21 protein-coding genes and 1 pseudogene are annotated in these 22,230 nt (G+C 67.5%); 8 read left to right on the top strand and 14 right to left on the bottom strand.

From position 1 onward, the window contains the following. Window positions 1-152 precede the first annotated feature (152 nt). Together DT074_RS03290 and DT074_RS03285 are read left to right on the top strand one after the other, a co-directional pair. The gene (locus tag DT074_RS03290; protein ID WP_119418377.1) at window positions 153-1,409 is read left to right on the top strand and encodes an acyl-CoA dehydrogenase family protein; all 1,257 of its coding nucleotides are present in this window, start codon (window positions 153-155) and stop codon (window positions 1,407-1,409) included. Between the two features lie 97 nt (window positions 1,410-1,506). Next, window positions 1,507-2,538 (top strand): AI-2E family transporter, encoded by a 1,032-nt coding sequence (locus tag DT074_RS03285; protein WP_119418376.1) that lies wholly within the window; start codon window positions 1,507-1,509, stop codon window positions 2,536-2,538. 12 nt (window positions 2,539-2,550) lie between these two features. On the opposite strand, the gene DT074_RS03280 is transcribed toward DT074_RS03285, so the two are convergent. From DT074_RS03280 to ccmA, 3 genes are read right to left on the bottom strand one after another with little or no spacing between them, the layout of a single operon-like run. Next, complete coding sequence (locus DT074_RS03280; RefSeq protein ID WP_119418477.1) at window positions 2,551-3,270, bottom strand: heme ABC transporter permease; 720 nt, start codon at window positions 3,268-3,270, stop codon at window positions 2,551-2,553. A gap of 26 nt (window positions 3,271-3,296) precedes the next feature. Continuing rightward, the gene (gene ccmB, locus DT074_RS03275) at window positions 3,297-3,962 is read right to left on the bottom strand and encodes a heme exporter protein CcmB (protein WP_119418375.1); all 666 of its coding nucleotides are present in this window, start codon (window positions 3,960-3,962) and stop codon (window positions 3,297-3,299) included. After that, on the bottom strand, window positions 3,959-4,582 hold the full coding sequence (gene ccmA / locus DT074_RS03270; protein WP_119418374.1) for a heme ABC exporter ATP-binding protein CcmA: 624 nt from the start codon (window positions 4,580-4,582) through the stop codon (window positions 3,959-3,961). The genes ccmB and ccmA overlap by 4 nt, the downstream gene beginning before the upstream one ends. Before the next feature lie 258 nt (window positions 4,583-4,840). Here ccmA and trxB point away from each other — a divergent pair, with 258 nt between their 5' ends. Together trxB and DT074_RS03260 are read left to right on the top strand one after the other, a co-directional pair. Beyond that, on the top strand, window positions 4,841-5,809 hold the full coding sequence (gene trxB / locus DT074_RS03265; protein ID WP_119418373.1) for a thioredoxin-disulfide reductase: 969 nt from the start codon (window positions 4,841-4,843) through the stop codon (window positions 5,807-5,809). Between the two features lie 36 nt (window positions 5,810-5,845). Then, window positions 5,846-6,736, top strand: coding sequence for a LysR family transcriptional regulator (locus DT074_RS03260; protein WP_119418372.1), 891 nt, complete (start codon window positions 5,846-5,848; stop codon window positions 6,734-6,736). A 358-nt stretch (window positions 6,737-7,094) separates the two neighbouring features. On the opposite strand, the gene DT074_RS03255 is transcribed toward DT074_RS03260, so the two are convergent. The 3 genes from DT074_RS03255 to dctP all read right to left on the bottom strand — a co-directional run bounded on the left by DT074_RS03255 (window position 7,095) and on the right by dctP (window position 10,179). Further along, a complete protein-coding gene (locus tag DT074_RS03255) occupies window positions 7,095-8,414 on the bottom strand; it encodes a TRAP transporter large permease (RefSeq protein WP_119418371.1) in 1,320 nt (439 codons plus the stop codon). Between the two features lie 18 nt (window positions 8,415-8,432). Further along, window positions 8,433-8,975: a TRAP transporter small permease subunit gene (locus DT074_RS03250; RefSeq protein ID WP_119418370.1), complete on the bottom strand. Its 543-nt coding sequence runs from the start codon at window positions 8,973-8,975 to the stop codon at window positions 8,433-8,435. 130 nt (window positions 8,976-9,105) lie between these two features. Further along, the gene (dctP, locus tag DT074_RS03245) at window positions 9,106-10,179 is read right to left on the bottom strand and encodes a TRAP transporter substrate-binding protein DctP (RefSeq protein WP_119418369.1); all 1,074 of its coding nucleotides are present in this window, start codon (window positions 10,177-10,179) and stop codon (window positions 9,106-9,108) included. Window positions 10,180-10,472: 293 nt separating this feature from the next. Here dctP and DT074_RS28415 point away from each other — a divergent pair, with 293 nt between their 5' ends. Next, window positions 10,473-11,204 carry a peptidoglycan-binding domain-containing protein gene (locus tag DT074_RS28415; protein ID WP_368744401.1) on the top strand — a complete coding sequence of 244 codons (732 nt, stop codon included), beginning with the start codon at window positions 10,473-10,475 and terminating at the stop codon, window positions 11,202-11,204. 10 nt (window positions 11,205-11,214) lie between these two features. Here DT074_RS28415 and DT074_RS03235 read toward each other — a convergent pair whose 3' ends face one another. The 4 genes and pseudogenes from DT074_RS03235 to DT074_RS03220 all read right to left on the bottom strand — a co-directional run. After that, a complete protein-coding gene (locus DT074_RS03235; RefSeq protein ID WP_119418368.1) occupies window positions 11,215-12,300 on the bottom strand; it encodes a DUF4340 domain-containing protein in 1,086 nt (361 codons plus the stop codon). A 13-nt stretch (window positions 12,301-12,313) separates the two neighbouring features. Continuing rightward, on the bottom strand, window positions 12,314-14,284 hold the full coding sequence (locus DT074_RS03230) for a Gldg family protein (protein ID WP_119418367.1): 1,971 nt from the start codon (window positions 14,282-14,284) through the stop codon (window positions 12,314-12,316). Window positions 14,285-14,294: 10 nt separating this feature from the next. Further along, a complete protein-coding gene (locus tag DT074_RS03225; RefSeq protein ID WP_119418366.1) occupies window positions 14,295-15,029 on the bottom strand; it encodes an ABC transporter permease subunit in 735 nt (244 codons plus the stop codon). 104 nt (window positions 15,030-15,133) lie between these two features. After that, a pseudogene (locus DT074_RS03220) lies at window positions 15,134-15,784 on the bottom strand (ABC transporter ATP-binding protein); the annotation flags it as partial. Window positions 15,785-15,947: 163 nt separating this feature from the next. Here DT074_RS03220 and DT074_RS03215 point away from each other — a divergent pair. Next, window positions 15,948-16,157, top strand: coding sequence for a DUF1289 domain-containing protein (locus DT074_RS03215; RefSeq protein ID WP_368744399.1), 210 nt, complete (start codon window positions 15,948-15,950; stop codon window positions 16,155-16,157). Then, complete coding sequence (locus DT074_RS03210) at window positions 16,148-17,818, top strand: ABC transporter permease (RefSeq protein ID WP_119418365.1); 1,671 nt, start codon at window positions 16,148-16,150, stop codon at window positions 17,816-17,818. Before DT074_RS03215 ends, DT074_RS03210 begins: the two co-directional genes overlap by 10 nt. 43 nt (window positions 17,819-17,861) lie before the next feature. On the opposite strand, the gene DT074_RS03205 is transcribed toward DT074_RS03210, so the two are convergent. The 3 genes from DT074_RS03205 to DT074_RS03195 form a co-directional block, all read right to left on the bottom strand. Next, window positions 17,862-18,887, bottom strand: coding sequence for a Fe(3+) ABC transporter substrate-binding protein (locus DT074_RS03205; RefSeq protein WP_119418364.1), 1,026 nt, complete (start codon window positions 18,885-18,887; stop codon window positions 17,862-17,864). Between the two features lie 126 nt (window positions 18,888-19,013). Next, window positions 19,014-19,433 carry an acyl-CoA thioesterase gene (locus DT074_RS03200; RefSeq protein ID WP_119418363.1) on the bottom strand — a complete coding sequence of 140 codons (420 nt, stop codon included), beginning with the start codon at window positions 19,431-19,433 and terminating at the stop codon, window positions 19,014-19,016. A 16-nt stretch (window positions 19,434-19,449) separates the two neighbouring features. Next, window positions 19,450-20,682: a thiolase family protein gene (locus tag DT074_RS03195; protein ID WP_119418362.1), complete on the bottom strand. Its 1,233-nt coding sequence runs from the start codon at window positions 20,680-20,682 to the stop codon at window positions 19,450-19,452. 145 nt (window positions 20,683-20,827) lie between these two features. Between DT074_RS03195 and DT074_RS03190 the strand changes: the two genes are divergently transcribed. Beyond that, complete coding sequence (locus DT074_RS03190) at window positions 20,828-21,361, top strand: MarR family winged helix-turn-helix transcriptional regulator (protein ID WP_162914586.1); 534 nt, start codon at window positions 20,828-20,830, stop codon at window positions 21,359-21,361. Window position 21,362: 1 nt separating this feature from the next. Here the strand turns inward: DT074_RS03190 and DT074_RS03185 are convergent, their stop codons facing one another. Further along, the gene (locus DT074_RS03185; protein WP_119418360.1) at window positions 21,363-22,217 is read right to left on the bottom strand and encodes an N-formylglutamate amidohydrolase; all 855 of its coding nucleotides are present in this window, start codon (window positions 22,215-22,217) and stop codon (window positions 21,363-21,365) included. Between the last annotated feature and the right edge of the window lie 13 nt (window positions 22,218-22,230).

Raw genomic sequence — 22,230 nt, 5'->3', positions numbered from 1 at the left:
GCATATCCCGGGGTGGGGGCGCCGTCCAGCGTCCCGCATCGATGCGGCACCGTGCCTCACGCCGAATTCACCTGTCATTGCCGCGCCTTCGGCCGTGTGGCCTAATCCGCGGCAGCGGGAGAGAGACGCATCGCGCAAAACGGGGCAAACCCATGGATTTCGAGATTCCGGCCGCCATCCAGGCCAAGCTCAAGGCGCTCGACGACTTCATCGAGCGCGAGATCAAGCCGCTCGAGGCCGAGAACATCCAGTATTTCGACCACCGGCGCGAGCATGCGCGGACCAACTGGGATAATGACGGCCAGCCGCGCGACGAGTGGGAGGCGCTGCTCAAGGAAATGCGCCGCCGCGCCGACAAGGCCGGGCACCTCCGCTTCGCCCTGCCGAAGGAATTCGGCGGCGAAGGGGGCTCCAACCTCGCCATGGCGATCATCCGCGAACATCTCGCGGCGAAGGGGCTCGGGCTGCACAACGACCTGCAGAACGAAAGCTCGATCGTCGGCAACTTCCCGGTCGTGCACCTGCTCGCCGCCTATGGCTCGGCCGAGCAGAAGAAGCTGATCGAGCCCGCGATCACCGGCGAGCAGCGCATCGCGTTCGGCCTGACCGAGCCGAACCACGGCTCCGACGCCACCTGGATGGAGACCAGCGCGCGGAAGGACGGATCCGACTGGATCATCAACGGCGCGAAGCGGTTCAACACCGGCCTGCACTCGGCGACGATCGACATCATCTTCGCCCGCACTTCCGGCAAGGCGGGCGATGCGCGCGGCATCACCGCCTTCATGGTCCCGGTCAAGACGCCGGGCTTCAAGGTCGAGTTCATGTGGTGGACCTTCAACATGCCCTCCGACCACGCCGAGGTGTCGCTCACCAATGTCCGCGTGCCGTCCTCCTGCATCCTGGGCGGCGAGGGCGAGGGCCTGATCGTGGCGCAGCATTTCGTGCACGAGAACCGCATCCGCCAGGCCGCCTCCGGCGTCGGCGTGGCGCAGTACTGCATTAACGAGAGCGTCGACTACGCCCGCAACCGCATCGTGTTCGGCAAATCGCTCGCGACCCACCAGGCGATCCAGTGGCCCTTGGCGGAGAAGCAGACCGAGTGCGAGATGGTGCGCGGCCTCGTCTACAAGACCGCCTGGGAGCTCGACCGCGGCAACCACATGACGATCAGCGACAAGGTTGCCATGTGCAACTACCGCGGCAACCGGCTGGCCTGCGAGGCGGCCGACCTCGCGATCCAGGTGCATGGCGGCATCGGCTATTCCCGCCACAAGCCGTTCGAGCACATCTACCGCCACCACCGCCGCTACCGCATCACGGAGGGGTCGGAGGAGATCCAGATCCGCAACGTCGCGGGGCATCTGATGGGGTTCCGCGGGCGGAACCGGAACGCCGGCGAAGACTAGGTCCAGCGTCGATTCAGACCTTTGCGCGGAGCGGGACGGAACGTCGCTCGGGCAGGAGGCGTTTTCCGGGTCGGGATTTTGACCCGGATGGCATGCCATGAGCGACGTCGCGCCCGCCGCCTCTCCAGGGGCCGCCCGATTCGCCGTTCCGGCCTTGACGCTGGTCGCCATTGCCGGGGCGGCAGTGGCCATATGGTACCTTGCCGACCTGCTGATGCTGGTCTTCGGCAGTATCGTGCTGGCCGTGCTTCTCCGGTCGATCGCCAGCGTGATCTCCGACCACACACCGTTGCCGGAGAACGTCGCCTTCGCCGGTGCGATCGCGCTGTGCTTGGTATTGGTCATCGGCGCGACCTTGACCGCAGGCAGCCAGATCGGCGGGCAGATGGCCCAGCTTGTCTCCAAAGTTCCGGAAGCCTGGTCGGCAGTCGAGAAAGAGCTGCAGCAGCATCAATTCGGCCAGCTGATCCTGGATGGGGCGCAGCGCCTGCTTGATGGCAAGACGGTGCCCAGCATGTACGGATTCGCGACGACCGCCTTTGGCGGCCTTGGCGACGCGCTGGTGGTGCTCGTTCTCGCCATCCTCGTCGGCGCCAATCCGGGGCTCTATAAACGCGGACTGCTCGCCCTGATCCCACGGGCCGGCTGTGATCGGGTGGCAGACGCCCTGGATGCCGCCGGCCGCGCCCTGCGGGGCTGGCTGCTGGGCCGGGTAATCGGGATGGCGATAGTCGGCGTGCTGACCGGCCTCGGCCTGTGGATGCTCGGCGTGCCGATGGCCCTCGGGCTCGGCTTCCTCGCCGCGGTGCTGGATTTCGTGCCGTTCTTCGGCCCCATCCTGGCGGCTGTTCCTGCCGTGCTGATTGCTTCTGGTCAGGGCTGGGCCCTGGCGGCGTACACGGCGCTCCTGTTCCTCGTCGTTCAGAACCTTGAGGGCTATCTATTTGAGCCGATGATCGAGAAATGGGCGGTGCATTTGCCGCCGGCGCTCACCGTGCTGGCGGTCGTGATCTTCGGCTTCCTGTTCGGCATCCCCGGCATCGTCTTCGCCACACCGCTTATGGTGGTCACCTTCGTGTTGGTGCGGAAGCTCTACGTGCAATGGGCGCTGGGCAAGGCGCCGGGATAGCGGCGGAAATGCTCAACCCTCCACCCGCGCCAACCTGAGTGCCCGCACCCGCCGCGCCGCGATCTCCGCTCGCATCCGCAGGATCAGCACGACGAGGAAGAAGCAGACGTAGCCGCCGGTCATCAAGAGCAGCGGGCGCAGCATGCTCGGGTCGATCTTCGGGCCTGACAGCGTGAACACGCTGGCCGGCTGGTGCAGCGTGTTCCACCAATCGACCGAGAACTTGACGATCGGCACGTTCACCGCGCCGACGATGGCGAGGATGCCGGCGGCACGCGCCGCGCGCTCCGGGTCGTCATAGGCCTGCCACAGCGCGAGATAGCCGAGATAGAGGAAGAACAGGATCAGCATCGAGGTGAGGCGCGCGTCCCACACCCACCAGGTGCCCCAGGTCGGCAGGCCCCAGATCGAGCCGGTGGCGAGGCAGATGGCGGCGAAGCCGGCGCCGAGCGGCGCCGCTGCCTTGGCGCCGAGATCGGCCAGCGGATGCCGCCAGACCAGCGCGACCGCGCTCATCAGCGCGATCCCGGTATAGACGCCGAGCGCCAGCCAGGCCGCCGGCACGTGGATGTACATGATCCGCACGCTGTCCTTCTGCTGATAGTCGATCGGCGAGAGGACGAGGGCGTCGTAGAGCCCGGCGGCGAAGCATATCAGGCCCAGCGCCGCGGCGACGGGCAGCACGACGCGCGCGAGCCTCAGGAAGCGCGTCGGGTTGGCGAACCAGTGCAGGTTGGCGGCCATCGGCGGCTTATCCCCTACTCCAGCGACAGCCGCAAGGCCGCGGCGGCGGCGATCGGGGAGAGGCCGACCGAGGCCACGGCCAGCGCCGCCAGGATCAGCAGGTGCGCGGCCAAGCCGAGGCCGGAGATCGCCGCCTCGGTCGCGCCGGCGCCGAAAATCAGCACCGGCACATAGAGCGGCAGCACCAGCAGCGAGAGCAGGAAGCCGCCGCGCCGGACCCCCACCGCCAGCGCCGCGCCGATGGCGCCGATGGCGGACAGCGTCGGCGTGCCGAGCAGCAGCGCGGTGATCAGCCCCGGAATCGCCGTCGGCGGCAGGTTCAGCATCAGCCCCAGCACCGGCGCCAGCGCGATCAGCGGCAGGCAGCAGGCCGCCCAATGGGCCGCGAGCTTGGCCAGCACGACGAGTTCGAGCGGCAGCGGCGACAGCGCCAGCAATTCCAGGCTCCCGTCTTCGTGATCGGCCTGGAACAGCCGGTCGAGCGAGATCAGCACGGCGAGCAGGGCGGCGATCCACAGCACGCCGGCGGCGATGCGGCCCAAGGTCTCGCGCTCCGGTCCGATGCCGAGCGGGAACAGCAGCACCACCAGGCCGAAGAAGCCGAGCGCGAGGCCCGCCGTGCCGCCCTGGCGGAAGCCCAGCGCGATGTCGCGCCGCAGGATGGCGAGGAAGGCCCTCACTTGACGATGCCGAGCCGGAGCCGGTCGATCGCCGGCAGGCCGAGATCGAGATGGCTCGCGATCACCGCCGATCCGCCATGGTCGAGATGCATCTCCAGCAGGCTGCGGAAGGCGGCCACGCCCTCGGCATCCAGCGCCGTGGTCGGCTCGTCCAACAGCCAGAGCGGCCGATGCACCAGCACCAGCCGGGCGAGGGCGAGACGCCGCCGCTGCCCGGCCGAGAGATAGCGCGCCGGCAGATCGGCCACGTGGTCGAGGCCCAGCCGGTCGACGGCGCGGCGCACGCTCTGCCGCTGGCGCCGGTTGTCGTCCAGCGCGGCGCGCCAGAAGCGCAGGTTCTCGGTGACGCTGAGCGCCGGCTTCAGGGCATCGAGATGGCCGATCCAGGCGACCCGCCGGCGGTGCGCCCCCGGCGCCTCGGCGACGTCCTGGCCCTCCCACAGCACCTGACCTTGGGCCGGCGCCAGGAAGCCCGCGAGCAGGCGCAGCAGGCTCGACTTGCCGGTGCCGTTCGGGCCCTCGACCACCAGCGCCCGGCCGGCCTCGACCTTGAAGCCGAGGCCGCGGAACAGCCGCCGCTCACCCCGTATGCAGGCCAGGTCGCGGGTCTCGAGGGTCATTTCCTGGAATCCTCCCCCGGCCGAAGGACGGGGGAGGGCAGGGTGGGGGTGAACCGTCTCCGCCCGCTGCGGCCAATGTCCCGCAAAAACCCCCTCCCAACCTCCCCCGTCTTCGCCGGGGGAGGAGCAAAAAGCAGCGGTGCAGGCTCAGCTTGCCGCAACATTTCCCGACCTATAGCACGGCGGCTTGCCGCCGCGCGGGGCGACCCATAGATTCCGTGCAAAACCAAGACGAAACCGGTGTAAGAGGGTCGGCACATGGCGACCGAACACAAGACCAAGGTGCTGATCCTGGGCTCCGGCCCGGCCGGCTGCACGGCCGCGATCTACGCCGCCCGCGCCTCGCTTTCGCCGATCCTGGTGCACGGTCTGCAGCCGGGCGGCCAGCTCACCATCACCACGGATGTGGAGAATTATCCGGGCTTCGCCGAGACCATCCAGGGCCCCTGGCTGATGCAGCAGATGGAGGCCCAGGCGGCGCATGTGGGGACGACGATCATTGCCGACACCATCGTCTCGGTGGACCTGTCGAAGCGCCCCTTCGTCGCCATCGGCGATTCGGGCGACCGCTATGTCGGCGACACCCTGATCATCGCCACCGGCGCCCAGGCGAAATGGCTGGGCCTGGACAGCGAGAAGCAATTCCAGGGCTTCGGCGTCTCCGCCTGCGCCACCTGCGACGGGTTCTTCTTCCGCGGCAAGGAAGTGGCGGTGATCGGCGGCGGCAACACGGCGGTAGAAGAAGCGCTCTACCTGACCAACCACGCCACCAAGGTCACCCTGGTGCACCGCCGCGACCAGCTCCGCTCCGAGAAGATCCTGCAGCAGCGCCTGTTCGCCAACCCCAAGATCGTGGTGGTCTGGGACCACGTGGCTGACCAGGTGCTGGGCACGGCGGAGCCGCCCGGCGTGACGGGACTGCGCATCGCCCATGCGAAGACCGGCGCCAAGCGCGATCTCAAGCTCGACGGCGTGTTCGTCGCCATCGGCCACACGCCGAACACGCAGATCTTCAAGGGCCAGCTCGACATGGACGGCGAGGGCTATCTCGTTACCCGGCCGGGCACCACGTTCACCAACGTGCCGGGCGTTTTCGCCTGCGGCGACGTGCAGGACAAAGTCTACCGCCAGGCAGTTACCGCCGCGGGGACCGGCTGCATGGCGGCGCTGGATGCGGAGAAGTTCCTGGCGCATGCCGCGCTGCCGCACGCCGCCGCGGCCGACTGATCGGAGTTTCGGGGGGTGCCGACAGCCAAGGTTTCGATGGATTGGGACAAGCTGCGCATCTTCCACGCGGTGGCGGAGGCAGGCAGCTTCACCCATGCCGGCGAGCAGCTGAACCTCAGCCAGTCGGCGGTCAGCCGGCAGATTGCGGCGCTGGAGGAAAGCCTCACCACGCCGCTCTTCCACCGCCATGCCCGCGGCCTGATCCTGACCGAGCAGGGCGAGGTGCTGTTCCGCACCGTGCACGAGGTGTTCGGCAAGCTGGCCATGGCCGAGGCGATCCTGCTGGACAGCAAGGACCGGCCGCGCGGCGAGCTCAAGGTGACGGCCACCATGGCCTTCGGCTCGGTCTGGCTCGCGCCGCGCGTGCGCGAGTTCATCGACCTCTACCCCGACATCAACGTCGTGCTGCTGCTGCACGATGACGAGCTCGACCTCTCCATGCGCGAGGCCGACGTGGCGATCCGGATGCGCAAGCCGGTCCAGCCGGACCTCGTCTACCGGAAGCTGATGACTTTCCACTATCACATCTATTCGTCGCCCCAGTACCTGAAGCGCTTCGGCGTGCCGAAAAACCTGGACGAGCTCGATAGCCACAAGCTCATCACCTATGGCGAGGAGGCGCCGCCGCCGCTGCGCGACGTCAACTGGCTGATCACGGCCGGCAAGCCGCCGGCGGTGAAGCGCACGCCGATCATGCAGGTCAACAACGCCTATGCGATCATGCGCGCGGTGGAGAGCGGGCTCGGCATCGCCTCGATCCCGGATTACATCGCCGACGGCACCACGCGCCTCGTCCGCATCATGGACGATGTCGAGGCGCCGGCCCGCGACGCCTATTTCGTGTATCCGGAAGAGCTCCGGAACTCCAAGCGGATCAACGTGTTCCGCGATTTCCTGCTGCGCAAGGTGGCGGACTGGCAGTACTGAGCCGGTCGCAACAACTGTCCGACATATCGCCGTCTGATATAGCCATGCGGTTTCGGCATGGCGGACGTTCCATACTTGATCTGGTTGTTATGCTGCACCGCCCCTAACTATTTCCCTGTGCAGCGCGGCGTTGCGTCTCTCTGCACACCGAGTTTCCGAGTTCGGGCCGCGAGGTCCGAAACCGGGTTTCGCGCCCTCCCAGGTGTGAAGCCCATTTACGTCTCCCAGACGTGAAGCCTCCCTGTTTGACTGCCCCCGGTGAACAACCGGGGGCTCTTTTTTTGTCCAGCGTGCTTCGCGTCAAAAAAAATGGGGCGATCGCGCAGCGACCGCCCCTGTAGCCCGACCGGCTGTGCCGCTACCCCTTGCCGTAGAACAGGTTCGGGAAGAACAGCGCGATATCGGGGAAGATGATGATGAGCAGCACGCCCACCAGCGTCACCAGCACATAGGGAATGACCGAGGTATAGATCTCGCCCATGGTCACGCTCGGCGGCGCCACGCCCTTCAGGTAGAACAGGTTGAAGCCGAAGGGCGGCGTCATGTAGCCGATCTCCATCATGATGATGAAGATCACCCCGAACCAGATCTGGTCGAAGCCCGCCGCGTCGATCACCGGCAGAAAGACCGGGAGCGTGATCAGCATGATGCCGACCGGGTCGAGCACCATGCCGAGCAGGAACAGCACGAAGATCATGAAGGCGAGCGCGCCCCACTTGCCGCCGGGGATGTAGCGCATCAGGTCCTGGATGAAGTCGTGCGCGCCGAGCGTGGTATAGGCGGTGGAGAAGGCGTGCGCGGCGAACAGGATCCACATGATCAGCGCCGTCAGGCGCAAGGTCTGGATGGCGCCGTTGCGCAGGTTCTCGATGGTCAGCTGGCGGTTCACCGCCGCCGCGACCATGGCGCCGAGCACGCCGATCGCCGCCGCCTCGGTCGGCGTGGCGAGGCCGCCGAAGATCGAGCCCAGCACCATCACCACGATCATGATCGGCAGCAGCACGGCGCGCAGCGCGCGCAGCTTCTCCGGCCAGCTGCCGCGTTCCTCCGGCGGCAGCGCCGGCGCGATGGATGGCTGCAACCAGCCGCGCACGCCGATATAGATCGTGACCAGGATGAACAGCAGGATGCCGGGGCCGATGCCGGAGGCGAACAGCCGGCCGACCGACACCTCGCTGATCAACGCATAGAGCACCATCGGGATCGAGGGCGGGATCAGGATGCCCCAGCCGCCGCCGGTGTTGATGGCGCCGAGCGCCAGCTTGGTGTCGTAGCCGCGCTCCAGCATGCGCGGCAGTGCGATGGTGCCCATGGTCACCACGGCGGCGCCGCTGATGCCGCTCATCGCCGCGAACAGGGCGCAGATCGCCACCGTGCCGATGGCGAGCCCGCCGCGCAGGCCGCCGAACCACAGATGCATCATCCGGTACAGCGCATGCGCGACGCCGGATTTCTCCAGGATCATCGCCATGAAGACGTAGAGCGGGATGGCGACGAGCGTGAAGTTCTCCATCGAATCCCAGAACTTCGACGCGACCAGGTAGAACGCCACCGGCCCCATCGAGAAGTAGAGGAAGACGACGGAGACGCCGCCGAGCACGAAGGCGAGCGGCACGCCGAGCAGCAGGAACAGCAGCAGCGAGCCGAAGAACAGGAAGGTGAGTAGTTCGACACCCATGATGCGGCCGCCGGCTTTCTAGTGAGAGGGTTCGTCGGTGGCTTGGGCACCGAAAGTTTCGTCGTCGGCCGGCAGGCCCATCAGGACGCGGATATCCGCGACCAGCCGCACGATGCCCTGCAGCAGCAGCAGCAGGCCGGCGACCGGGATCATCAGCTTCACCGGCCAGACCGGCGGATTCCAGATGCTCTGGGAGGTCTCCAGCTTCTCGATGGAGTCCCAGGCCAAGTCGGTGCCCTGGTACATCAGCACCGCCATGAACATGAAGAACAGGATCGAGGTGGCGACGTCGACCAGCGCCTTCCGCTTGCGCGGCATCTTTCCGTAGAAGATGTCGACGTTCACATGTGCGCGCTCGGCGAGCAGGTATCCGCCGGCGATCACGCCGTAGACGCCGAAGACCAGCTGCGCCAGCTCCGAGGTCCAGATCGCCGGGCGCCCGACGAGGTAGCGCATGGCGACATCGATGATCAGCAGCACGAAAATCGGCAGGATGATCCAGGCGACGGTGCGGCCGATCCACCGGTTCAGGCGGGTAATCCCCCTGGCAATATTGAGCATGTCGGCTTTCTCTTCGACAGAAGCCCGCGTCCGAGCCCGTCGCAGGTGCCGCGCTGCGGTCCCTGCGCCGGTGCTCGGAAACGGGCCTTCAGTTCATCCGCACCGATTGCGCGGGTTTCCCCGGACGGCCTCAGACGTAGCCCAGATCCTTCATGAACGACGTCAGGATCTCGGCGCCCTTGGCGGCCCGATCTCCCTTGACCGTTTCCTTGGCCAGGATTTCCTTCGAGGCGGCCGCGAACTTTTCCTGCACGGCCTTGGGGAACTGCACCACCTCGACGTTGTTTTCCTTCTTGCCCCTGGTCAGCGCGACCGCCTCCTTGTGCTGGTACTCGGCAGTACGGCTGAAGAACCGCTCGTCCGCCAGCGTCATCAGGATCAGCCGCAGGTCGGCCGGCAGCTTCTCGACGGCGGCCTTGTTGAACACATAGGCATCGGTGGTGATGCCCAGCGCCGGCTTCATGTGGAAGCGCGCCACTTCCCACAGCTTCATGGTCAGCGCGCCCTGCGCGGCGCCCCAATGCGCCCCGTCGACCACGCCGGTGGAGAGCGACTGGTACAGCTCGGGCCCGGCGATATGGGTCGGCGAGGCGCCGGCCATCGACAGGTAATCCATCAGCGTGCCGGCCGAGCGCAGCTTGAGCGTCTTGAAGTCGTCCATCGTGGCGATCTTCTTGTTCAGCACCAGCTCGGTCGTATAGGCCTTCTCGGTGCGGTAGATGACGCCCTTGGGCTCGAGCTCCTCGTTGACGAGGTTCTCGCCGCCCAGGTTCTTCAGGTAATGCGTCATCTCCCAGGGCTCGAGCAGCGAGCCGGGCACGCCATAGGCGAGACCCATGGCCTGCGCCTCGCCGAGGATGTAGGCCGCCGACAGCGTGCCCATCTCGACCACGCCCTTGCGCACGATGTTGAAGATCTCACCGCCCTTGGCGAGCTCGCCGGCGCCGAACATCTGCAGCTTGAAGCGGCCGTCCGAGCGCTTGCCCAGCTCGGTATTGAACCATTCCAGGCTGTCCTTGAACGAGGCGGACGCCTTCGGCCAATGCGACTGGACCTTCCAGGTCACTTTGCTCTGCGCCCTGGCCGAGCCGATGATGGCGGGGGCCGCGGCGAGGGCGGCCGGCACGGCGGCAAGGCCGAGCGACGTCTTGATCAGGCTGCGCCGGTTGACGCGGGGGCTCGCAGGCTTCTGCCCGTTTGGCATGACCGTATCCTCCTTGGAATATCTCCCGCACTGCATGGTGCGGGATGGTTTGACGATGGGGCGATACAACACATGCATACGCCCAGCGTCAATCCGTTGGGCCGCCGCGGCGGCGATCGATCAAGCCCTGGATGGAAACGGCGCGCGCTCCGGCATCGGCACGGGTCTCTGCCGATTGCAGGATAGCGCGGAATCTCGCGCCGGCGGGCCTGGCGGACTGGCCCGCCTCTGCCGCCTGGCCTATTGTCATTGCCGGGCAGGCCCGATTGTCTTGGGGGAGATCGGAGGGCGGCATGAAGCGTGGGGTTTGGGCGCCGTGCGCCGCGCTCGTCGCCGTGTTGCTGGCGGCGCGCGGCGAGGCTGCCAGCGTGCCCGACAAGCAGGCACTGGAAGGCGTCGACAGCATCACCGTCAATGCCAGCGTCGGCCCCGGCGGCCCGACGGAATGCGGCAGCACGGCCGCGCTGGTGCGGTCGGCGGTGGCCGGCCGGCTCGGCCAGGCCGGACTGAAAATCGCCGAGGGCGCGCCGATCGCCGCCAACGCCCAGGCGGTGACGTTGGCCTTCGAGCGAGGCCAGGTCTGCGTCACCTCGGTGACGCTTCGCATCGGCCTGTTTGCCTTCTACTACACCGATCCGGCGACCAGGCAGGAGCGGCTCGGCGAGGTCGTGCTGGTCAACAAGTCCGGCATGCTCACCTCCGACACGGCCACCCATTCCCAGCAGGTCGCCGCCCTGGTGCGGCGCATGCTGGACGAGTTCGTGCTCGACTGGCGCGAAGCCAACCTGATGGCGCAGATCGACAAGCTCGCCCCGGCCGCCGGCGGCGACACGGCCGCGCTTTCGGTGGAGATCCGCACCGCCAATGCCCAGCGCCGGCTGACCGAGCTCGGTCTCTATGCCGGTGCCATCGACGGCGTGTTCGGCCAGGGCACCGCGCGGGCGGTATCGAGCTTCCAGAAGGCCTATGGCCTGGAAGTCACCGGCCAGCTCGACGAACCGACCTATGTCGCGCTGATCAAGTAGCCGCCGGTCCCTACGACGCGTCCTTGATGATCAGGTCGTCCGGCTTGCGGGTGAAGTTGTCGGAGCGATAGTCCGGCACCTGGTGCGCCCAGGCGCCGAGCCGGTCGTTGATGCCCTTGGCTTCCTTCTCCACCTCTTCGGCGGAGAGCAGGATCTTCTTCTCGTCGGTCTTGGCCAGGTCCTTGGCCACCTGGGCGGCATCCACGCTGGCCTTGAAGTTTACCCAAGGCTTGCCGTCCTTCTTCACCGTGCGGATCTCCAGCACCAGGCCGTCATAGGTGCGGTAGGTCGCCACCACGGCCTTGCTGAAGTCCACCGCATCGGCCTTGGCCACGTCGTCGAAATTGACGAATTCCAGGCCCCCGGCGATGCCGTTGACGTCGGAGACCTTGGCCTTCTTGTCCTTCGGCAGGCCGACCAGTTCGAACTCCTCCTTGGCCGGATCGGTGCGGCGGATCTCCGCTTTGGCGCCGTCCGGCTGCGCGATCTCGACCGACATGATACGGCCGCGCACGACCTTGAAGGTCTCCTTGTCGACCCAGCTCATCGGGTCGGCCTTCACCTCCAGCCGGCCGTGCACCAGCCAGGCCTTGGTGTCGGAGGCCTTGCGCACGAAGATCTCGGCCGGCCGCATCGTCGTCTCGGAGGCCTTGGTCTTGCCGATCAGCAGGCTCGCCAGGTCCTTCGAAGCCTTGTCCTTCAGCGTGATGCGCACCGCCTCGGAGCCCGGCTTGTCGAGATCGCCGACGCCCATCTTCTGGTGCAGCTCCGGGTTCTCCGAGCGCGGCTCCAGGATCTGCAGCTCGGCGATCCCCACCACCGCCTTCTTCACCGCGTCGTCGCGCACGCGGTAATCCGCCTTCTCCTTCAGCACCCAGCGGTCCTCGCCCTGGCGCTGGATGGTGAAGCTCTGCTTGGCGTCGGCGATCATCAGGGTGCCGACATCGTTGATCTGCTGGGCCAGCGCCGGGAACAGCGGGCCCTGGTCGCCGATGCTGCTGGCGGTCTGTTCCGCCTGGCGGATGACGATCCAGGCGGCCGCCGCCACCGCGACGACCGCGGCGCCGGCCATGATGGTCAATCCTTTGGCGCGCATCGTGGCTCTCCCGTCACACCTTGCCGTGCCCGGCGGAGCGGCGCTGGCGCCGCACGGCGCCGAGGCCGATGGCGACGCCCGCCACGACGATCGGCACCAGGCCGATATTGGCGAACTTGATCCAACCGGCGAGCCGCTCGACGCTGCGGTTCAGATTGTACTGCACGTCGCGCAGCTCGCGGCGCACGCGGATCAGCTCCTTGCGGAAATTGTCGATCGCGGCCTGCTCCTCGGCCGAGAGCAGCGCGCCGCCGGCCCCGGCCTTGCGCTTGGATTGCAGCTCGGCGATCTGCTTCTCGGTCTCCTGCAGCTTCTTCTGCAGCTCCTGCTCGCGGCTCACGAATTCCTGCCCCGCCTCGCGGCGCAGCTGGTCGATCGCCTCGAACGGCCGGTTCGAGCGGCCGCGGCTTCGGAGCGTGATCAGGTCGTTCGAACCGGACAGGCTGTCCACTGCGTTGACCAGCAGGTCGGCATTGCCGGCGAAGGGCACCGCCATGCGCTGGCCGAAGAAATCCTGCACCCGCACCCAAAAGCGGTCCTCGATCATGTCGACATCGGCGACGACGACGACGTTGATCGGGCCCTTGCTCTCGGCCAGATGCGGCTTCGCGGCTTCGGCCGGCTTCTCGTCGGCCTTTGCTTCCGGCTTCGCCTCGCCTTCCTTGGCTTCCTCGCCCTCCTTCTTCGGCGGCGGCGGCGGGCCGTCGGGGAAGGCCGACTTGGCGGGGCCCGAGATGCGCGCGGCCAGCGTGTAGCGCTCGCCGGAAGGCTTGAACTCCGCCAGCAGCACGTCCGGCTGCGGGCGCACCGCGATCTTGGCGACGTCGATCAGCGCCGCCTGGTCCTTCGAGCTGTAGAGCAGCGGAGTCACCGTGGTGCCGGCGCCCTCCACCGGCTTCAGCGCGCCGGCCGAGATCAGGTTGATGGTGCCGAGCTCGCCGGTGGTCACGTCGTCCGGATTGCGGTTCGCCGGGCCGAGCTGCATCCAGGCCACGTAATCGACCGCGCCGCGGCGCGAGCCTTCGCCGGCATTGACCCGGATCGCCACCGAGCGATCGCCGACGAAAAGCTTCTCGTCCATGGCGACGCCCCAGGCCTGCATCAGCTTGGGCAGGTTGGAGCTCTTCGGCTCCATCATCTGCATGCCCATCATGCCCTGCGGCGGCTGCTCGCTCTCGTAATGCGGATCGACCATCAGCACGACGCGGCCGCCGCGCATAACGAACTGGTCGATCGCGTATTGCGTCTGCTCGCTCAAGGCTTTCGGGTGCACGATCATCAGCACGGTGACGTCGTCGTCGATCGCCTTGACGTCGGTGGCGATAGTCTTGACCTGGAACACGTCCTTCAGCTGGTTGTACAGGATGTAGGGCGCGCCCTGGCCGCGCATCGCCGCCATCACGCCGCCCGGCCCGTACTGCATCTGGATGTCGGTGAGCAGGCCCAGCACCGGCTTCTTCGGGTCGGTCAGCGTGTAGACGAGCCGCGTCAGGTCGTATTCCAGGAACTGCTCGCGGTCCTGCTGCAGGAAGGGGATCACCTCCTGCTTGTCGGCGGTGTTGGTGCCGACCAGGCCGAAATAGAACTGCGTCGCCTGGTTGGCGTCGAGCGGCGCGCCTTGCACGCCGGCCGCCACCGCGCGGTCCTCGGCCTCGGTATAGGGCTCGGGGTCGATCACCTCGAGGCGGATCTTGCCGCCGGCGCGGCTCGCATAGGCTTCCAGCAGGTCGCGCACGCGCTGGCCATAGGCCTTGATCTGCGGCAGGTCGTTGGCGAGCTTGGCCGAATAGAACAGGCGCAGCGTGATCGGCTCCTGGATCGAGGCGAGCACGTTCCGGGTGCCTTCGGACAGCGTGTAGAGCTTCTGCTCGGTGAGGTCGATCCGGGGCGCGGTGCGCAGGCCCAGATTGGCCAGGATGTTGACCGCCAGGAAGAGGATGGCGGCGATCACCAGACCGGTGACGGAGATCAGCGTGCGGTTCATCGGATGGTCCTCAGCCGGCTTTCCGCATCTCGACCGCGATCGCGTTGGCGAACAGCCAGAGCGCGATCAGCGAGACGAAGAAGACGACATCGCGCAGATCGATGACGCCTTCGGTGATGGCGTTGAAATGGCGCAGGAAGCTGAACGAGGCGATCGCCTCGACCAGGATCTGCGGCGCCCAGCCGGCAAAGAAGTCGAGCACGATCGGCGCGCCCGACACGGTGAACAGGAAACAGACGACGACGCTCAGCACGAACGCGATCACCTGGTTGCGGGTCAGCGCCGACATGCAGGCGCCGATGGCGAGATAGCCGCCGGCCATGAAGAAGCTGCCGATATAGCCGGCCAGTATCACGCCGTGATCCGGATCGCCGAGATAGGCGACGGTGATCCACATCGGGAAGGTCAGCACCAGCGCCACGCCGGTGAACAGCCAGGCGGCCAGGAACTTGCCCAGCACAACGCCGGCCAGGCTGACCGGCAGCGACATCAGCAGCTCGATGGTGCCGGACTTGCGCTCCTCCGCCCATAGCCGCATCGAGATGGCGGGGATCAGGAACAGATAGAGCCAGGGATGGAAGGTGAAGAAGGCCTTCAGATCGGCCTGGCCGCGGGCGAAGAAATTGCCCACGTAGAAGGTGAAGATGCCGGTGCAGAACAGGAAGATGCAGATGAAGACATAGGCCACCGGCGTCGCGAAATAGCCCTGGAACTCCCGCTTGAAGACCGCGCCCGTGCCCTGCATCACGCGGCCTCCTGCGCGCTCGACGGCGCACCCATGGTGATGGCGCGGAACACGGCGTCGAGCCTGCCCGGTTCGGCGAAATGCTCGCCCAGCTGCCAGCCGCCTTCCACCGGATGGCCCTCGGCCAGCAGGCGCCCGCGCGCGATCACGATGGCGCGGGTGCACACGGCCTCGACCTCTTCCAGGATGTGGGTGGAGATCACGATCGCCTTGCCCGGCGCCATGCGCCGGATCAGTTCGCGCACCTCGTGCTTCTGGTTCGGGTCCAGGCCGTCGGTCGGCTCGTCCAGGATCAGCACCGGCGGGTCGTGCAGGATCGCCTGGGCCAGGCCGACGCGGCGCTTGTAGCCCTTGGACAGCGTGTCAATCGACTGGTCCAGCACATGGCCGATATCGACGTGCTCCACCGCATAGTCGATGCGCGCCTTGCGCTCCGGGCCCTTCAGCCCGCGCGCATCGGCGACGAATTCGAGGAAGCCGCGCGGCGTCATGTCCGGATAGGTCGGCGCGCCTTCCGGCAGATAGCCGATGGCGGCCTTGGTCTTCAGCGGCGCCTCGGCCACGTCCTCGCCCAGCACGCTGACGCCGCCGGCGCTCGGGCTGATGAAACCGGCGATCATCTTCATGGTGGTGGACTTGCCGGCGCCGTTGGGGCCGAGGAAGCCCAGGACCTCGCCCTGGTCGACCTTGAACGACACGTTGTCGACCGCAGTGATGGGACCGAACCGTTTCGACAGACCACGAATTTCCAGCAGGCTCATTCCCTGAAGCCCTTTTTTCCGATGTCTCGCGCCGCTGGCTAGCCTATCCCCGGCGCGCTAGATAGGCGGGGCCCGCCGAGGATGCAAGACCCCTGTGACGACCCTGGAACAAGCGGCGGACCTTAAGCAGATTGGGGAGCGAGGCAAGGCCCTAGGCGTGACCGACGACGTATCCTCGCCCTGCATCGGCATCTGCGTGCTCGACCCGGCTACCGGCTGGTGCAAAGGCTGTTTCCGTACCATCGACGAGATCGCCGATTGGACCCGGCTCGGCCCGCCCGGGCGGCGCGCCGTGGTCGAGGCGGCCAAGGCGCGGCGCCCGCGGCCGGTCGGGCAGGGCGAAGCGGCGAAGCGGAAATGGCGGTAACGGAACCGGCCGCCTGGCCCGTGGCGCGGCGCCGGCCGGCATTCGGCTGGCGCCTGCTGCAGCTTGCCATCGCGCTCGCGGTGGCGGCGCCGCTCGCCGCGCTGTTCCCCTACCTGTTCCACAGCGCCGGCGATTACTGGGGCCACGCGCTGACCAACGTGCTGCCGGAAACGGTGAGCAACACGCTGATCCTGCTCGCCGGGGTCGGCGCCGGCACCATCGTCGGCGGCGTCGCCGCCGCCTGGCTGGTCACCATGTGCCGGTTTCCGGGGCGCGGCCTGTTCGAATGGGCGCTGATCCTGCCGCTCGCCATGCCGGCCTATGTCATGGCTTATGTCTATACCGACTTGCTGCAGTTCGCCGGCCCGGTGCAGAGCGCGTTGCGCGCCGCCACCGGCTGGCAGCACGGCGATTACTGGTTCCCGCGCATCCACTCGATCGGCGGCGCCGTGCTGATGCTGACCATGGTGCTCTACCCTTACGTCTACCTGCTGGCGCGCAGCGCCTTCCTGGCGCAATCGATCTGCGTGATCGATGTCGGCCGCACGCTCGGCTGCGGCCCCTGGGCGGTGTTCTTCCGCGTCGCCCTGCCGCTGGCCCGGCCCGCCATCGTGGCCGGCGCGGCGCTGGCGCTGATGGAGACGCTGGCCGATTTCGGCACCGTCGCCTTTTTCGGCGTGCCGACCTTCACCACCGGCATCTATCGCGCCTGGTTCGCCTACGGCAATCCGGTGGCGGCGGCGCAGCTGTCGCTGATTTTGCTGGTGCTCGCCTTCGGCCTGCTGGCGACCGAACGCTGGGCGCGCGGCGACCGCCGCTTCCACCACACTTCGCGCCGCTACCGGCCATTGCCCGACTACCCGCTCACGGGCTGGCGCGCCGCTGCGGCCTTCGCCGTCTGCCTGGTGCCGATCGTGCTCGGTTTCCTGCTCCCGGCCGGCGTGCTGTTCGGGCACCTGATCGACGCGACGCAGCTGCCCTATCCGCCGCGCTATGTCGAATTCGCCCGCAACTCCCTGCTGCTTGCCAGCGTCGCGGCGGTGGTCGCCGTGCTGATCGCGGCGCTGCTCGCCTATGCGGTGCGGCTGCGCCCGGCGCGGCTGGCCGAGGCGATCAACCGCTTCGCCGCCATGGGCTATGCCATACCCGGCTCGATCGTCGCCGTCGGCGTGCTGATACCGCTGACCGCGGTGGACCACCTGGTGGACGGCTGGTCGCGCCAGGCCTTCGGCATCGCCACCGGCCTGCTGCTGACCGGGGGCCTGTTCGGCCTGGTCTATGCCTATTGCGTCCGCTTCCTCGCCATCGCGCTGCAATCGGTCGAAGGCGCGCTCGCCAAGGTGACCATGTCGATGGACGATGCGGCGCGCTCGCTCGGCGAAAGCCCGCGCGGCGTGCTCTGGCGCGTGCACCGCCCGCTGGTCTCCGGCGGCCTGCTCACCGCCGGTCTGATCGTCTTCGTCGACGTGATGAAGGAACTGCCGGCGACCCTGATCGTGCGCCCGCTCAATCTCGATACCTTGGCGGTGCAGGTCTTCAACCTGGTCGCCGACGAGCGCCTCGCCGAAGCCGCGCCGGCCGCGCTGTCGATTGTCGCTGCGGGCCTGATCCCCGTCCTGATCCTGTCCCGCCTGATCGCCGCCTCGCGGCCGGGGGCGTAGTGAAAGACCTCTCCGCCCGTGAGGACGGAGAGGACTTACGATCTTACTTCCACCCGGCGCGCTCGAAGATCTTCTGCGCCAGCGGCTGGTTCTTGCCCAGCACCTCGATATTCACCTTGTCGGCCTTGAAGCCGCCCAGCTGGTGCAGCGCCGGGTTCTCCAGCTTCACGCTCTGCACCACGGCATATTCGTTGTTGCCGTCGGCGAAATATTGCTGCGCTTCGTCGGAGGCGAGGTACTCGAGGAACTTCACCGCCGCTTCCTTGTTCGGCGCCGTCTTCACCATGCCGCCGCCGGCGACGTTCACATGCGCGCCGCGGCCGTCCTGGTTCGGGAACATGGCGCCGACCTTCTTCGCGACCTCCTGGTCGGCCGGCTTCTCCGAGCGCATCAGGCGCACGAGGTAGTAGGTGTTGCCGACGCCGATCTCGCACTCGCCCGCGGCGATCGCCTTGGCCTGGTCGGTATCGCCGCCCTGCGGCGGCCGCGCCATGTTGGCGACCACGCCCTTGGCCCAGGCCTCCGCCTTCGCTTCGCCGAGATGGTGGATCAAGGTGCTCATCAGCGACAGGTTGTACATGTTGGTGCCGGAGCGGATGCAGACCTTGCCCTTCCACTTCGGATCGGCGAGATCCTCGTAGGATTTGATGTCGACGCCGGGCTTCACCTTCGCCTTGTCGTAATAGATCACGCGGGCGCGGGTGGAGAACCCGAACCAGCGGCCCTCCGGCTGGCGGAACTCGGCCGGAATGCGCTCCTCCAGAACCTTCGACTTCACCGGGGCGAACAACCCGGCATCGTCGGCCCGCCAGATGCGGCCGGCATCCACCGTGATCAGCACGTCGGCCGGGCTGGAGGCGCCTTCGCGCTTCACCCGCTCGATGATGTCGTCTTCCTTGCCCTCGATCCGGTTGATCTTGATGCCGGTCTTCTTGGTGAAGTTCGAATAGAGCAGCTCGTCGGTCTGGTAGTGCCGGCCGGTATAGAGATTGAGCTCGGCAGCGCCGGCGACGCCGGCGATCAGGATGCCGGCGGCCAGCGTGGTGGCGGCGAGCAGGCGGGTCAGCATGAGGGGTTCCCTCTGTTTGTTGCTAGTGCGAATAGGTCGCATTCTCCTGCGCATTTGATAGCCGCAAGACCGGTCCAGCGCAACTGCGAAGCATTCACAAATTCGAGCAGACCGCTTTGACCAGGGTCAATCGGGCGTGGAAAGCCGCCGGATTACCTCTTCGGGGATCGGCGCGGACTTCATCCGGGCGGGGTCGTCCGGGTGCCGGCCGGCCCAGACCCTGACCTCGGTGCCCTCGACCGCGACCTTGCTGTCCTTCGAGATGTCGTGCCGCACGACGAAGCTCGTGCGCTTCCATTCGGCGACCCGCGTCTCGATCGTCACGTGGTCGCCGAAACGCAGCGGGAAGGCGTACTTCGCCCCCGTCTCGACCAGCGGCAGGCCGTGGATGTCGAAATCGCGGAACATGGTGGCGCGCGGCCAGCCGGCGCGCTCGAACAACAGCGACGTGCAGGCATCGAACATCACGTAGTACTGCGGATAGAACACGATGCCGGCCGCGTCGCACTGGCCCCATTCGATGACGTGCTCGCGCCGGCTGATCATCTCACCGTCCCAATTCTTAGCGCCGCCGGTCCGTCACCTCGACCACCAGGGCCATGCCGGTGTCGCCGGCGGCGCAGCCTTCGAACAGGCCCACGCCGCCGCCGCGTAGCACCAGCTCCTCGATCAGCTCGATCGTGCTCCGCATCGGCGTCGGCCCGTGCGGATGGCCGAAGACCAGCGAGGAGCCGTAATTGTTCATCTTCATCACGTCGAAGCCGGTCTCGCGCGCGAACACGATGTCGTTGACCACGAACGGGTTGTGCGACTTCACCGCATCGACCTGGCCGATACCGATGCCGGCCTGCTCCAGCGCCTTCTTCGCCGCCGGTACCGGCGCCGCCGGCATGAATTTCAGCTTGGAGCGCGCCGTGCCGAAGCCGCGGAGCGTGATCTCGATACTCGGATCCCTGGAAAACTCGGCGGCGCGCGCCTTGCCGGTCACGATCACCGCGGCGCTGCCATCGGCGGGATGCGTCTGGTTGCCGAAGGTCAGCGTGCCGCCCGGCTGCGCCGGCTTCAGGGCGGCGAGCTTGTCGCGCGTCGTGTCGTGCACGCCCTCGTCGCCCGCGAGCGTCGTCTTGACGCGCTTGAACTTCGCATCCGGCACCTCGAACGGCAAGGTCATGTAGCGCTTCTGGAAGGCGTGGTCGTCGGCCGTCGCGTCCTTGTACTGCGCATAGCGATGGGCAGTGACGTCATCCATCTCGGCGCGGCTGATCTGCCACTCGCGCACGCAGTTCTCCGCCGTCGCCACGATCGGCTCGTCGGCGAAATCGACTCCGGCGGTCACGCCGTTGAAGTTGTCGAGCACCCAGTGCTCGGTCTCCGGCCGGCCGCCGCCGGCCGAGCCGGCATCGGGATACAGCACCATCGGCCCGTTCGAGGTCTTGTCGCAGCAGACCGCCAGCATCGCCTCGGCGCTGCCGAGCTCGACCTCCTGCGCGGCGAGCTGCAGCAGCCGGGTGCCGGTCGCGCAGGCCTGCGCCACCTGCGGCCCGCCCACCTCCGGCGCGCCGATCATGTTCATGAACCAGGGCAGCCCGTGGAAGGAGGAGCGCTGCGGCGTGGTCAACCCGAGCAGCGCGCCGTCGAAGGCGGTGGCCGCGATGCCGCGCCGGGCCAGCTCCTGCCTCGTCACATGGGCGCCGAACTGCACCGCGTGCAGATGCGCGAAGCTGCCCTGCCAGCGCGCGAAGGGCGTCGACCAGTAGGCGCCGTAGGGGATGTGGACGTTCTGGAACCGTCGCATCGGCGTCCTCCCTTGCGCGCAGCTTATCCCACGCGCAGATTGTTGTCGTCAACAACAGTTCTGAAACCGTGCGGATCGCTTGTCAGGCGCGGCGCGGATACGCTCTAAGTCGAACATGGCAGCAGGGAGGCCCGGGTCGCCGTCGATGGCCGCAACGGATGACAGCAGCGTCGAGGTCGACGCGGACGAGTTCGACCGTGCCGGAAGCGCCGCCGATCGCGCCGCGCGTCCGCGCCAGCGGGCCAGGCGCCAACGCGCCATCGATTTCGGCGGTCTCGACACCCATGTCGGCTATGCGGTGCGCCGCGCCCAGGTGGCCGTGTTCCAGGATTTCCTGCGCTCGGTGGCGAATACCGGGATCCGCCCGGCGCAATTCTCCATCCTGACGGTGATCGCCGCCAATCCCGGCCTCAAGCAGGCCGATGTCAGCCGGGCGCTCGGCATCGAGCGCGGCCGCCTCGTGCTGGTGCTGAACGAGCTGGAGAAGCGCGGCCTCGCCCGCCGCGCCGCCTCCGATATCGACCGCCGCTCGCACGCGCTGCACCTGACGCCGAAGGGCGAGCGCCTGCTCGCCCAGCTGAACCTGTCCATCGGCGAGCACGAGCGCCGCATGTCGGCCAAGCTCGGACCCGAGGACAAGGCCCGGCTGATGGACCTGCTCCGCCGGCTGGTCGATTAGATCAGACCTGCCCGCGCACCCACTCGGCGACTTCGCGCAGCAATTCGGAAACGTCGAACCTGAGCCGGCCGTAATTGGCGCTGCGCTCGGCGGTGTCCTCGTCCATGTACAGGCCGCGGTTGATCTCGATCTGCAGGCTGTGGCGGCGTTCGTTCGGCCGACCATGCAGGCGTACCAGCTCGACGCCCTTGTAGGGATCGTTGACAGCGACGCCATAGCCCTTGGCGCGCAGGCGCTCGGCGACGAAATCGGTGAAGCCGCGGTCGCAGGTGGTGCCGTCGCGGTCGCCCAGCACGAAATCGGCGCGCCGCCGGCCCTTCTCCTTGCCGCGGCCGTCGCCGACCGATTTCATCGAATGGCAGTTGATGTGCCAGACCGCGCCATGCGCGCCGTAGGCCCGCTCGATCGCCGCCTCGATCTCGGCGTGATAGGGCCGCCAGTAGCGGTCGATGCGCGACCTGGTTTCGGCGATGGAGAGCTTGCGGTCGTACATCGGCACGCCGGGCGCGGCGACGCGCCAGATCAGGCCGATGCCGCTCTTGGTCTTCTCGCCGGGGGCGAGCGGCTCGGGCCAGGGCTCGTCCAGTAGCGACGGGTCGATGTCGCTGAGCGCGCGGTTCGGGTCGAGATAGGCGCGCGGGAAGTGCGCGGCGATCAGCGTGGCGCCAAGCTCCGGCGCGGCGCCGAAGATGTCGTCGATATGGCTGTCCTCCGCTCTCCGCACCAGCGCGAGCGGCGCGGCATGGCGGAAATCCGCCGGATAATGCGTGCCGCTATGCGGCGAATCCAGCACTAGCGGGATCGGCGGGCTGATCGGGGCGATGCGATAGAGGACGCCGGGAATCTCATGCCGCATGACGAACTCACTT

It is taken from the genome of Desertibaculum subflavum, assembly GCA_003576705.1.
Taxonomy (GTDB): Bacteria; Pseudomonadota; Alphaproteobacteria; order Ferrovibrionales; family Ferrovibrionaceae; genus Desertibaculum; species Desertibaculum subflavum.
The sequence above is the reverse complement of the archived record's forward strand: the minus strand, read 5'-3'. Positions and strand labels throughout refer to the sequence as shown.

What these genes read in the sequence shown, in the direction of transcription:
- DT074_RS03290 (WP_119418377.1), top strand. Translation starts at nt 153, where the DNA reads ATGGATTTCGAGATTCCGGCCGCCATCCAGGCCAAGCTCAAGGCGCTC.
- DT074_RS03285 (WP_119418376.1), top strand. Translation starts at nt 1,507, where the DNA reads ATGAGCGACGTCGCGCCCGCCGCCTCTCCAGGGGCCGCCCGATTCGCC.
- ccmA (WP_119418374.1), bottom strand. Translation starts at nt 4,582, where the DNA reads ATGACCCTCGAGACCCGCGACCTGGCCTGCATACGGGGTGAGCGGCGG.
- trxB (WP_119418373.1), top strand. Translation starts at nt 4,841, where the DNA reads ATGGCGACCGAACACAAGACCAAGGTGCTGATCCTGGGCTCCGGCCCG.
- DT074_RS03260 (WP_119418372.1), top strand. Translation starts at nt 5,846, where the DNA reads ATGGATTGGGACAAGCTGCGCATCTTCCACGCGGTGGCGGAGGCAGGC.
- DT074_RS03255 (WP_119418371.1), bottom strand. Translation starts at nt 8,414, where the DNA reads ATGGGTGTCGAACTACTCACCTTCCTGTTCTTCGGCTCGCTGCTGCTG.
- DT074_RS03250 (WP_119418370.1), bottom strand. Translation starts at nt 8,975, where the DNA reads ATGCTCAATATTGCCAGGGGGATTACCCGCCTGAACCGGTGGATCGGC.
- dctP (WP_119418369.1), bottom strand. Translation starts at nt 10,179, where the DNA reads ATGCCAAACGGGCAGAAGCCTGCGAGCCCCCGCGTCAACCGGCGCAGC.
- DT074_RS28415 (WP_368744401.1), top strand. Translation starts at nt 10,473, where the DNA reads ATGAAGCGTGGGGTTTGGGCGCCGTGCGCCGCGCTCGTCGCCGTGTTG.
- DT074_RS03235 (WP_119418368.1), bottom strand. Translation starts at nt 12,300, where the DNA reads ATGCGCGCCAAAGGATTGACCATCATGGCCGGCGCCGCGGTCGTCGCG.
- DT074_RS03230 (WP_119418367.1), bottom strand. Translation starts at nt 14,284, where the DNA reads ATGAACCGCACGCTGATCTCCGTCACCGGTCTGGTGATCGCCGCCATC.
- DT074_RS03225 (WP_119418366.1), bottom strand. Translation starts at nt 15,029, where the DNA reads ATGCAGGGCACGGGCGCGGTCTTCAAGCGGGAGTTCCAGGGCTATTTC.
- DT074_RS03210 (WP_119418365.1), top strand. Translation starts at nt 16,148, where the DNA reads ATGGCGGTAACGGAACCGGCCGCCTGGCCCGTGGCGCGGCGCCGGCCG.
- DT074_RS03205 (WP_119418364.1), bottom strand. Translation starts at nt 18,887, where the DNA reads ATGCTGACCCGCCTGCTCGCCGCCACCACGCTGGCCGCCGGCATCCTG.
- DT074_RS03200 (WP_119418363.1), bottom strand. Translation starts at nt 19,433, where the DNA reads ATGATCAGCCGGCGCGAGCACGTCATCGAATGGGGCCAGTGCGACGCG.
- DT074_RS03195 (WP_119418362.1), bottom strand. Translation starts at nt 20,682, where the DNA reads ATGCGACGGTTCCAGAACGTCCACATCCCCTACGGCGCCTACTGGTCG.
- DT074_RS03190 (WP_162914586.1), top strand. Translation starts at nt 20,828, where the DNA reads ATGGCCGCAACGGATGACAGCAGCGTCGAGGTCGACGCGGACGAGTTC.
- DT074_RS03185 (WP_119418360.1), bottom strand. Translation starts at nt 22,217, where the DNA reads ATGCGGCATGAGATTCCCGGCGTCCTCTATCGCATCGCCCCGATCAGC.